Here is an 11,535-nt window from a genome sequence, read left to right on the forward strand (position 1 = left end):
AAGCTGAAATCCTAAAGTTTTTATAGTGGTTTGAGGCTGAGTCGAGAGGAGCGCTCCTCTCGACTTTGGTATAACTATTCGGTCTTACGAAAATTTTTGTGCTGTGGGAAAAGTTTCTGCAAGAATTGTAAAAGGGGTAAATACGATGAGTGACAATAAATTTTTTATTACAACAGCAATTGCTTATACGTCAAGAATTCCCCATATAGGAAATACGTATGAGGCGGTACTGGCCGATTCTCTCGCAAGATTCAAAAGGTTGACAGGATTTGATGCCTATTTTCTTACCGGAACTGATGAACATGGGCAGAAGATTCAGGAACAGGCGGAAAAAGATGGTGTAAAACCGCAAGAACATGTGGATAAAATTGCTGCTGAGATACAGCGTATTTGGGATTTTATGAATGTTAGCTATACACAGTTCATTCGCACCACCGATAAGCAGCATAAAGAGATTGTCCAAAAAATTTTCCAGAAGCTCTATGAGCAAGGAGATATCTATAAAGGTGCTTATGAAGGCTGGTATTGTACACCTTGCGAATCTTTCTATACCGAAACGCAACTGGTGGAAGGGAATTGCCCGGATTGCGGACGTGAAGTAAAACTAGCTAGTGAGGAAGTCTACTTTTTCAAATTATCCAAATATGCTGATCGGTTGATAAAGCATATTGAAGATAATCCTGGCTTCATTTTGCCGGAGTCTAGAAAGAATGAAATGATCAACAATTTTTTAAAGCCGGGTCTTCAGGATCTTTGCGTATCAAGAACCTCTTTTGATTGGGGAATTCCTGTAACCTTTGACTGCAAACATGTTGTGTATGTCTGGATAGATGCGCTGGCGAATTATCTTACGGCTTTGTCATACAATCCTTATGGTGAAAGCGGCAATTTGTTCAAAAAGCTGTGGTCGCCTGATTTGCAAATCATCGGCAAGGATATAGTCAGATTTCACACAATATATTGGCCGATAATGCTCATGGCATTAGGCTTGGAATTGCCTAAACGGGTATATGGGCATCCGTGGCTGTTGATTGACGCGGACAAAATGTCAAAATCAAAAGGTAATGTAATCTATGCAGAGGAGCTTGTTAAATTTTTTGGCGTGGACGCCGTAAGATACTATTTGTTAAAAGAAATGCCTTTTGCCCAGGATGGCAGCATTACCTACGAACGCATGATTAACAGAATAAACACTGATTTAGCCAATACGCTGGGTAATTTGGTAAATAGGACAATAGCAATGGTAAACAAGTATTTCGGAGGTGTTGTCGCTGCTCCGTCCCATAGGGAGGACATAGACGAGGAGCTTATTGTACTTGCACTTGAAACCCCTGCCCGAGTTGAGGCAAGGATGAACGAATGCAAGGTGGCCGAAGCCTTGGATGAGGTCATTAACTTATTGAAAAGGTGCAATAAGTATATTGATGAAACCGAGCCGTGGCTGCTGGCGAAAACGGAAAGCAAAAAAGCAAGATTGGCTACGGTGTTGTATAACTTAATGGAAAGCATCAGGATTGCTTCGGTACTGTTGCTACCTTTTATTCCTGACACGGCAACCGAGATACAAAAGCAGATTAATGCCAAGCATACAGATTGGGTTTCTGTAAAAACCTTTACCGGAACGATAGTTGGGACTGCAATGAATGAAACCAAACCGTTGTTTGCGAGAATTGACGAAGTTAAGAAACTTGCAGAGATACATCTATATCATGAACAAGAAAAATAAAATCGTAAGGGACGAATCGCGATTATGTGATTCGTTCTTTGTTTTTTGTGGTTGACAGACGAAAGTTGTCATGATATTCTGTATATAGTTAATTATTATAATCATAATAATGAATATAATAATCTAAGTAATAAGGGGGTGATTCCGCCGTTTCGCCCGTGTGTTTCCCGAATTAAGAAAAAATTAAATTGGAGGAGATCGTATGCAAGCAAAGTTGTTCGATTATTTGGAGAAGTATGATTACGAAAATCTGTTCATTTGTCAGGAGAAAGAGACTGGGCTTAAGGCCGTCATAGCTATTCATGATACTACTCTTGGCCCTGCGGTTGGCGGTTGCAGAATGTGGATCTATGATCATGAGGATGACGCCATTGAGGATGCGCTCAGACTTGCCAGAGGTATGACCTACAAATATGCTGCAGCCGGTATTAACCTGGGCGGCGGCAAAACCGTCATTATCGGTAATCCTTATAAGGATAAGACCGAGGCTCTGTTTAGAGCATTAGGCAGATTTATTAACCGCCTAGGCGGCAGATATATCACTGGTGCCGATGTGGGGACAACCATGCAGGATATGGAGTATATCCGCACCGAAACCCCTCATATCGTAACCGTTCCGGAATCCTACGGCGGTGCGGGTGATATTGCGCCTTATACTGCATTAGGTACTTTCCAAGGCATTAAAGCAAGTGCAAATGAAATCTACGGTTCTGACTCGCTGGAAGGAAAAACCGTGCTCGTACAGGGTTTGGGAAAGGTAGGGGGCAACTTAATTAAGCTCTTGACCGATGCCAAGGCCAAAATCCTTATTGCTGATACTGACGAGAGACTGGTGGCAAAGTACAGAGATGAGTACAAGCTGCAAGTTATCCAACCTGAACTGGTTTACGAAACAGAGTGCGACATTTTCGCCCCTTGCGCATTGGGAGCTACTGTTAATGACCAGACCATCGACAAACTGAAATGCACGATTATTGCCGGTGCTGCCAATAACACATTGAAAGAAGAGAGACATGGCGAGATCTTAAAACAAAAAGGTATCCTGTTCGCACCAGATTACATTGTCAACGCTGGCGGAACCATTTTTGATACAGACAGATTAGGTGTATCGGGCGTACACAACAAGGAACGGGCTGTTCAAAACGTACTGAAGGTGTATGACACCACTAAGACAGTCTTTAAAATAGCCAAAGAAAAAAATATTACGCCGATGGATGCAGCCGACCTTTATGCCAAGAAAAGAATTGATGAACTGAAAAAACTGAGAAACATCTAATTAAGGTACGATAACGGCCAAAAGAAATCGGATAAATTTTGATGCTTTTGGCCGTTTACGATTTTTCTGCTGGGAGGCTAATGTATGGCAGCAAGTAAAGTTATCCGCAATATACTGGTGCTCACTGCTGTGATGCTATTAGTTATGACAGCTTCGAATGAAGTCAATATTTCTCATGTAATAATGTTTATTTTCATTGGTATTGTTATTGGACTAAATGCTTGAATATGAGGAGGTCAGTTATGTTAGAAGTTCGCTGGCATGGACGCGGCGGCCAAGGGGCGTTTACCGCTGCCCGGCTATTGGGTCATGCCGTATCCATTTATGAAGATAAGTATGTTCAGGCCTTTCCATCCTTCGGGCCGGAACGCCGCGGTGCGCCGGTATTGGCCTTTACGCGGATTAATGAAAAGAAGATCACTGACCGCAGCGAAGTGGAAAGCTGCGACTATGTAGTTGTGTTAGATGATACCTTATATGGGCCTGCTGTTACGGCCGGTTTGAAGCCAGACGGAATAATGGTAATTAATTCTACTAAAGCTGCGGATCAATTTGAAAGCTCAGGCTTTCGGGTTGTGACGCTAGATGCAACGGCTCTGGCACTTGAGGTACTCAAGCGGCCAATAACCAATGTTCCCATGCTGGGGGCGTTGGCGGCTGTATCCGGGGTGGCGGGTTTGGAATCCATGATCATGGCCATTGATGAGCAACTACCGCCCAAAATCAGAGAAAAGAACAAACAACTGCTAAAACGGGCATTTGAACATGCAAAGGGGGGGAAGTAGCATGAATCGGCCGAAACCTGTGCGCTTTACCGCACCGAAGAAGCTATCCGAATATCCATTGGGACCGGCGTTTCGTTCCGGGCACTTGGTAGAAATCAATTCAGGCATGAGAACCTTTCGCCCGGTTATTGATACGGAAAAATGCGTGAAATGCCTGCGCTGCTTTCTCTTGTGCCCTGACGGAGTTATTGATAAATCTGGCGATGTGCTTGAGGTAGACTATGACTACTGCAAGGGCTGCGGCATTTGTGCCCACGAATGTAAACCCAAGGCGATCCAGATGAAAAAGGAGGGAGAAGCGTGAGCGTTAAGCAGTTTATATCAGGCGATGAAGCAATAGCTGTTGCCGTTAAGTTAGCCAAACCCCATGTTATCGCGGCTTATCCAATCACACCCCAGACCATTGTTGTGGAACGGTTGAGCGATTATGTGGAAGACGGAAGCTTAGAGTGTGAGTATCTGTATGTAGAGTCAGAGCATAGTGCCATGTCGGCGGTGATGGGGGCAAGCGCCATTGGGGCGCGTACCTTTACCGCTACTTCTTCCCAGGGGCTATTATATATGTGCGAATGTCTGCACTATGCCAGCGGGGCGCGCTTTCCGATTGTCATGATGAATGCCAACCGGTCAACAGCTGTTCCCTGGAATATCTACGGCGATCAACGGGATTCGCTGTCACAGCTTGAATCTGGTTGGATTCAGATCTATGCCGAGGATGCGCAAGAGGCGCTTGATGCTACCATTCAGGCGTATCGCCTGGCAGAAGACCCGGAGATTATGCTGCCGGTTATGGTAAATATTGATGGCTTCATTTTGACCCACACCTATGAAGTTGTTGATATTCCCAACCAAGCTGATGTAGATAAATTTATACCCTATCAAGACTTCCCCAATAAAATGGAGCTTGAGAATCCCAAAAGCACCTGTATTACGGCAGGGCCGGACTGGAATACTGAGTTTCGCTACCAGCAGCATGTCGCCACATTGAAGGCTGCGGCAAAAGTCAAGGCTATTGATACTGAGTTTGCCAAAGCGTTTGGCCGCTCCTACGGGGGAATGGTAGAAGACTATCGGTGTGATGATGCCGAGGTTATTTTGGTGACACTGGGCAGTGTTACCGGTACGGCAAGGATTGTGGTAGACGAGCTTAGGAGCCAGGGTAAAAAAGTCGGCTTGTTGAAATTGCGCTGCATACGCCCCTTTCCCCAGGACGAAGTTACCGCTATCTTAAAAACCGCCAAGGCAGCGGGGGTACTGGAGAGAGATATCAGCTTTGGTTATGAGGGAGTAGTATTCACCAATGTGAATTCTGCACTGACCGGGCTTGAGAATAAGCCTAAGACCTATAATTTTGTTGCTGGCTTAGGCGGCAGAACCATTTCCAAGAGTGATATCGCCGGAATGTTTGCCAAACTTTTGCGCCAGGCCGAAGGCAAAGGTGAGGAGTCGGTAGTAGAATTTGTAAAGCTGAGGTGTGAAGACGATGGCCGTTAATGCACAAACCTTAACAAATGAAGAATATTTTTACGGACATAAAGCATGCGGTGGCTGCGGCGGCAGCCTGGCAATACGATTGGCGCTCAAAGTGTTAGGGGCAAGGTCTGTTGCCGTAGTGCCGCCCAACTGCATGTCGACTGTTGGCTTTATCTATCCGAACATGCCCTTTACCGTGAATGGAATGATTCCACCCTTTGGGGCGACAGCTGCCGTAATGTCCGGCATTGCTGCCGGAGCCAAGGCACTGGGGCTGAAGGATTACCATGTGGTGGGGTTTGCCGGTGACGGCGGGACTGCCGATATTGGCCTGCAGGCATTATCTGGCGCGGTTGACCGGAACGACCGCATTATCTATATCTGCTATGATAATGAAGCTTACATGAATACCGGCGTCCAAAAAAGCGGCCTGACGCCCTATGGCACCAAGACCACAACGACACCGGCTGGAGAGCGTTTTCCGGGAGCTATCCGCCCCAAGAAAAACATCTTTGAAATCATGGCCGCCCATGATATACCCTATGCCGCGACAGTAAGCGTGGGGTATCCGGAAGATTTCCTGCGCAAGCTGGAAAAGGCCAAAGACGTTCAGGGCACATCCTTCCTGCATGTTATGGCTCCTTGCCCCACCGGCTGGGGTACTGCGTCAGAGGTGTCTATTGCCCTTGCCAAAGAAGCAGTTGATTGCGGCCTCTGGTATTTAGCCGAATATGAGGCCGGGGCGTTTACCCTCAATCGCAATCCGAAAGAATTCACGTCCACTAAGGATTATTTGGCCAAACAAGGACGCTTTTCTCATTTGAAAGAAACCGACATTGCCGTTATTAGTGAGCTCAGAGATGCCAAATGGGAAAAAATCCGTAAAAATTGGGTTAAGTAATATGACGATAAGGGAGGTAATTCAATGAAGACAGGTCAACAATACAAGGATAGCTTGCGCCAGCGAAATATCAAAGTGTATGTAAAAGGTCAACTGTTAAAAAGCAATGAAGTGATTGACCACCCTTTTATCCGCGGTCATGTCAATTCCGCCGCCTTGACGTATGATCTGGCTCATGACCCGGCTTATGAAGACCTGATGACCGTTACGTCTCATCTAACCGGTAAAAAGATCAACCGGTTTACCCATATTCATCAAAGTGTTGACGATCTCATGAAAAAGGTAAAGATGCTGCGCATGATTTCTCAGAAAACAGGCACCTGCTATCAGCGCTGTGTCGGCTTTGACGCCATTAACTCACTGTATAGTGTAACCTACGAAATGGACAAGAAACTGGGAACAGAGTATCATGAGCGGCTAAAGAAGTTCCTGGAGTACTGGCAGGAAAATGATCTGATGGTAGCAGGTGCCATGACTGATCCGAAAGGTGACCGCAGCCTCCGTCCGGGACAGCAGGCAGACCCTGATCTTTTTGTGCATATAGTAGAAAAAAATGATAAAGGCATTGTTCTCCGGGGTGCTAAGGCGCATATGACTGGCATGGTTAATTCCCACGAAATGCTGATTATGCCGACAATGGGCATGGCCGCCGAGGATGCCGATTATGCGGTATCCTGCGCCATCCCGGTTGACGCACCAGGTATTATCCACATCTTTGGCCGTCAGACCAATGATGACCGGAAAAGTGAAGGGGAAATCGACCAGGGCAATGCCCGCTACGGCATTGTCGGCGGGGAATGTCTCACTGTACTGGAGGATGTATTTGTCCCCTGGGACCGGGTGTTCATGTGCGGTGAGACCGAGTTTTCCGGGATGTTGGTAGAGCGGTTTGCCTGCTACCACCGCCAGAATTATGGCGGTTGCAAAGGCGGCGTGTCTGACGTTGTCATCGGTGCGGCAGCTGTTATGGCCGATATGAGCGGCTACGGCAAGGCTAACCATATAAAAGAAAAACTCAATGAAATGATCCATTTGACAGAATCACTCTATGCCTGCTCTATTGCTTGTTCAGCTGAAGGACGGCCTACCGCATCAGGTGCTTACTTTGTTGACCCGCTGCTCGCCAATGTGGGCAAGCACAATGTAACCCGCTTAATTTATGATATTGATCGTATTGCCCAGGACATCGGCGGCGGACTTACCGCAACCTTGCCTTCTGAATCAGACCTAAAGAACCCGGAGATCGGGAAATATGTTGAAAAGTACTTCAAAGGCGTGTCTACCGTTCCCACAGAATACCGTATGCGGATAGCCCGCCTGATTGAAAATATGACCGGCGGTACTGCGCTTGTTGAAAGTATGCATGGAGCCGGCTCGCCGCAGGCGCAAAAAGTAATGTATTCCAAGCTTTCCAACCTGGAGCATAAAAAACGTTGCGCCCTGGATATTGCCGGTGTACCGGCTGAGGTTGCCAAGGAACTACAAGCAGTAACTGCCAGTAAACGCAAATAAGCTTAATGGCAGTAGTTAAGATCGGTGTAAAGTTCTGCGGCAATTGCAATCCGCATTATGACATGCCGGGATTAGTAACCGAACTGGCGGCACAGGTTGACGGGCTGACATTTGGCCGTTGGGATAAAGGAGAATATGATATTTTACTGGTGCTGAATAGCTGCAGCATAGGCTGCGCCACTCGTCTGCTGTTTGGCGGACGAGTGATCGTAGTCACCAGTGAAAGTGTCGATCACTGGCCGGTAACAAAGGAAGAATTGCCGAATGTCGTCTTAGTTGCATTGCAAGATGCGGTACTGTCTTTAGGTACACAAAACTGTAATAGAGGAGGTTAAGTATGCGTGAAGTAGTTATTGTGGGCGCTAAACGGACGCCGATAGGCGATTTTCTTGGCTCCTTCAAAAACGTCGGCCCTGTCGACTTGGGTGTCACAGTCGTACAGGCCGCCCTCGCCCAGGCCGGAGTAAAGCCCGAACAGGTCAATGAACTAGCCTGCGGTATGATCTATAAGGCTGGCGTCAAAGGAAATCCTGGCCGCCAGATACAGCTTCAATGCGGTATGCCTGAGAGCGGCTACGCCTACACCGTTGATCAGCAATGCGGTTCAGGCATGAAAGCCGTTGAATTGGTCAGTCAGTCACTCCTGCTCGGCAAAGCGGACATTGCCGTAGCGGTTGGGGTTGAAAGCATGTCCCAGGCTCCCTACCTTTTAAAAGGGGCGCGTGAGGGCTACCGCATGGGCAATGGTGAAATATATGACTCAATGCTCTGCGATGGCCTCGTTTGTGCCATGATGGGCTACCACATGGGCCTAACGGCCGAGAATCTCGCTGAACGCTACAACATAACCCGTCAGGAACAGGACGAACTGGCTCTCATGAGCCATCAACGAGCCACTCAAGCGATCAAAGAAGGTACATTCAAAGAGGAAATAGTGCCTGTCACTGTTCAGAGCCGCAAGGGGCAGAGCGTCATCGACACTGATGAGCATCCCCGTGTTGATGTTGCGCTAGAAAAACTGGCGGCCATGAAACCGGCGTTTAAAAGGGATGGTACTGTTACTGCCGGTAACGCTTCGGGGGTAAACGACGGTGCTGCCGCGCTGGTTCTCATGACCGCCGCCAAAGCTAAAGAATTGGGTATTAAGCCGCTGGCCAAACTGCTGGCCACTGCCAGCGCCGGTGTAGCACCCGAAATCATGGGTATCGGTCCGGTATATGCGGTGCCAAAAGCAATAAAATATGCCGGGCTTACGGCAGCAGACATCGGTTACTACGAAATTAATGAGGCGTTTGCCGCGCAGTTTCTGGCCGTCAACCGTGAATTGGAGATTTCTTTCGACAAAGTTAACGCCAACGGCTCAGGCATCGCCCTCGGTCACCCGGTAGGCTGTACTGCCGCCCGGATTATTGTTTCTCTCATCTATGAAATGGGCCGCCGCCGTGAACGTTACGGTGTTGCTTCGTTGTGCGTGGGTGGCGGGCCAGCCATTGCTGCTGTCATTGAAAAGCTGTAGCGCTCTTAGAATAAGTTACTTCGAGTACATTTGTGCATTGTATAAGCGGACTTGTTCATTCCAATGCAGATTTCAAGAAGTGATGATCAGTCGAGGAGGTCTCAAAATGCCTGTAAAAAAGCTTTTAGTGATTGGTGCCGGCCAGATGGGCAGCGGCATTGCCCAGGTGGCCGCTGCTGCCGGTATAGAAGTAATCATCCAGGATATCAAAAAGGAATTCATTGATCGCGGCCTTAAGGGCATTGAAAAGAATTTTGCCAAGCTTGTCGAGAAAGGTAAAATAGCAGAAAGTGATAAGCAAATGGCGCTGGAACGAATATGGGGCGAAGTAAACCTGGCCGCTGCCGCTGCCGACATCGATTTTGTGGTAGAAGCGGCAACTGAAAATTTTGACATCAAAAAAGAAATTTTCATTACCCTTGACCAGGCTGCTCCTGCCGGTGCCATTCTTGCCAGCAATACTTCTTCTTTACCGATAACTCAGATCGCCGCTGCTACCAAGCGCCCCGACAGAGTCATCGGGATGCATTTTTTCAACCCGGTGCCTATTATGCAGTTGGTGGAAGTCATCATGGGCATGGCGACATCGACGGAAACATATGAGACCACCCGCGATTTAGCATTGTCGCTTAAGAAAACCCCGGTCAGGATCGAAGATTACCCCGGTTTTTGCGCCAATCGCATTATGGTTCCGATGATCAATGAGGCGGTTTATGCCCTGATGGAGGGAGTGGCCACCATTGAAGATATTGATGCCTGCGCCAAACTCGGCTACAATCACGCGATGGGGCCCTTAGCCCTTTGCGATCTGATCGGCCTTGATACCGTCCTTTCTGTGATGGATGTATTGTATAAAGGCTACGGTGACTCTAAATACCGCCCCTGCCCGCTGCTCCGGAAGTATGTCGATGCCGGCTGGCTAGGCTGCAAATCTGGCCGCGGTTTCTATGACTACTCGGCAAGGAAGGAGTTTTAGTAATGAATAACTGGAGAAGCCTCTATCTCTCCAAATTAGTTTCGCCGGAAGAGGCTTTGCTTAGTGTAAATTCCGGAGACCGGGTGGCGCTTGGTTGTGCTTGCGGTGCGCCAGGTGCATTGATTGAGGCATTAATTGATAGAAAATCAGTACTGCGTGATGTTGAAATCGTTAATATGTTAACAATGCCCAATGCTGGGTATATAAGTCCAGGTATGGAACCCAGTTTTCGTAATAATTCTCTGTTTGTCAGCCAGTCCACCAGAAAAGCGGTGGGTGAGAAACGGGCAGACTATACACCCTGCTTTTTTTCTGAAATACCACGATTGTTCAAAGCCAAGCTTCTGCCGCTGGATGTAACCTTACTGCAGGTTTCACCGCCTGACGAGCAGGGATTTTGTAGTTATGGGGTATCTGCAGACTATACAGTAGCGGCCTCTGAATGTGCTAAGGTGGTCATTGCTCAAATCAACAACCACATGCCGCGAACCGGTGGTGCCAGAATTCATTTAGATGCATTGACATTCATTGTTGAGCAAGATGAACTACTGGTTGAATTGAATCCTCCCTCCATCGGGGATATAGAAAAAAGAATTGGGGAAACGGTAGCAGACCTTGTTCCGGATGGAGCAACACTGCAACTGGGCATCGGGGCAATTCCGGATGCGGCACTGTTGTTTATGAAAGATAAAAAAGATTTAGGCATTCATTCGGAGATGTTTTCCGACGGAGTTGTCTTTTTAGTGGAAGCAGGTGTTATTACCAACCGGAAAAAGACTATTCATGCAGGGAAGCTTTTGGCCACTTTCCTTATGGGGACACGCAAGCTGTATGATTTTGTCCATAACAATCCAGATGTAGAGATGTACCCTGTTGACTATATTAATGACCCTTGCATCATTGGTCAGCACGAAAAGATGATATCAGTCAATTCGGCAATACAGGTAGATTTAATGGGGCAAGTAAATGCGGAAATGATCGGCAATAAGCAATTCAGCGGTATTGGCGGACAGGTTGATTTTATTCGCGGTGCAAGCCGCTCACATGGCGGAAAGTCCATTATTGCCCTGCCATCCACAGCAAACGGCGGCAAAATATCCCGCATTTGCTGCCAGCTTGACCGCGGCGCTGCTGTCTCGACATCCCGCAATGATGTTCATTATGTGGTGACAGAGTACGGTGTGGCCGAGCTTAGAGGCAAGAGCTTGCGCCAGCGCGTCCAAGCCTTAATCAATATCAGCCATCCGGAATTCCGTGAGCTATTAACCAGTCAGGCTAGGGCAGAAGGGCTTTTATAAGTTTTTACCCGTACTCTTTGTGCTTTTGCGGTTAGAAAACAAGAACGATTATGGACCCAATAACCATTCTTT

Annotated in this window: 12 protein-coding genes; all 12 read left to right on the forward strand. The window is 47.5% G+C overall.

The annotated features are described in order from the left end of the window. Positions 1 to 145 precede the first annotated feature (145 nt). Positions 146 to 1,726 carry a methionine--tRNA ligase gene (metG, locus tag SATMO3_RS09760; RefSeq protein WP_371380454.1) on the forward strand — a complete coding sequence of 527 codons (1,581 nt, stop codon included), beginning with the start codon at positions 146 to 148 and terminating at the stop codon, positions 1,724 to 1,726. Positions 1,727 to 1,928: 202 nt separating this feature from the next. Beyond that, positions 1,929 to 3,002, forward strand: a complete 1,074-nt coding sequence (locus SATMO3_RS09765; protein ID WP_371380455.1) for a Glu/Leu/Phe/Val dehydrogenase — start codon at positions 1,929 to 1,931, stop codon at positions 3,000 to 3,002. An 84-nt stretch (positions 3,003 to 3,086) separates the two neighbouring features. Beyond that, entirely contained in the window at positions 3,087 to 3,227 is a 141-nt protein-coding gene (locus tag SATMO3_RS09770) for a hypothetical protein (RefSeq protein WP_371380457.1), read from the forward strand. Positions 3,228 to 3,244: 17 nt separating this feature from the next. Next, complete coding sequence (locus SATMO3_RS09775; protein WP_371380458.1) at positions 3,245 to 3,787, forward strand: 2-oxoacid:acceptor oxidoreductase family protein; 543 nt, start codon at positions 3,245 to 3,247, stop codon at positions 3,785 to 3,787. A gap of 1 nt (position 3,788) precedes the next feature. Then, a complete protein-coding gene (locus SATMO3_RS09780; protein ID WP_371380460.1) occupies positions 3,789 to 4,091 on the forward strand; it encodes a 4Fe-4S binding protein in 303 nt (100 codons plus the stop codon). Next, positions 4,088 to 5,281 carry a transketolase C-terminal domain-containing protein gene (locus tag SATMO3_RS09785; protein ID WP_371380462.1) on the forward strand — a complete coding sequence of 398 codons (1,194 nt, stop codon included), beginning with the start codon at positions 4,088 to 4,090 and terminating at the stop codon, positions 5,279 to 5,281. Before SATMO3_RS09780 ends, SATMO3_RS09785 begins: the two co-directional genes overlap by 4 nt. Beyond that, positions 5,271 to 6,161, forward strand: coding sequence for a thiamine pyrophosphate-dependent enzyme (locus tag SATMO3_RS09790; protein WP_371380464.1), 891 nt, complete (start codon positions 5,271 to 5,273; stop codon positions 6,159 to 6,161). Before SATMO3_RS09785 ends, SATMO3_RS09790 begins: the two co-directional genes overlap by 11 nt. Before the next feature lie 24 nt (positions 6,162 to 6,185). Beyond that, positions 6,186 to 7,673, forward strand: coding sequence for a 4-hydroxyphenylacetate 3-hydroxylase family protein (locus tag SATMO3_RS09795; RefSeq protein ID WP_371380465.1), 1,488 nt, complete (start codon positions 6,186 to 6,188; stop codon positions 7,671 to 7,673). 5 nt (positions 7,674 to 7,678) lie between these two features. Then, the gene (locus tag SATMO3_RS09800; protein WP_371380467.1) at positions 7,679 to 8,008 is read left to right on the forward strand and encodes a hypothetical protein; all 330 of its coding nucleotides are present in this window, start codon (positions 7,679 to 7,681) and stop codon (positions 8,006 to 8,008) included. Between the two features lie 2 nt (positions 8,009 to 8,010). Beyond that, complete coding sequence (locus tag SATMO3_RS09805; protein ID WP_371380469.1) at positions 8,011 to 9,189, forward strand: acetyl-CoA C-acyltransferase; 1,179 nt, start codon at positions 8,011 to 8,013, stop codon at positions 9,187 to 9,189. A 106-nt stretch (positions 9,190 to 9,295) separates the two neighbouring features. After that, positions 9,296 to 10,165: a 3-hydroxybutyryl-CoA dehydrogenase gene (locus SATMO3_RS09810; RefSeq protein WP_371380471.1), complete on the forward strand. Its 870-nt coding sequence runs from the start codon at positions 9,296 to 9,298 to the stop codon at positions 10,163 to 10,165. Between the two features lie 2 nt (positions 10,166 to 10,167). Continuing rightward, a complete protein-coding gene (locus SATMO3_RS09815; protein ID WP_371380472.1) occupies positions 10,168 to 11,463 on the forward strand; it encodes an acetyl-CoA hydrolase/transferase family protein in 1,296 nt (431 codons plus the stop codon). Positions 11,464 to 11,535: the final 72 nt, after the last annotated feature.

The sequence above is a fragment of the Sporomusa aerivorans genome (genome assembly GCF_041428895.1).
Classification (GTDB): Bacteria; Bacillota; Negativicutes; order Sporomusales; family Sporomusaceae; genus Sporomusa; species Sporomusa aerivorans.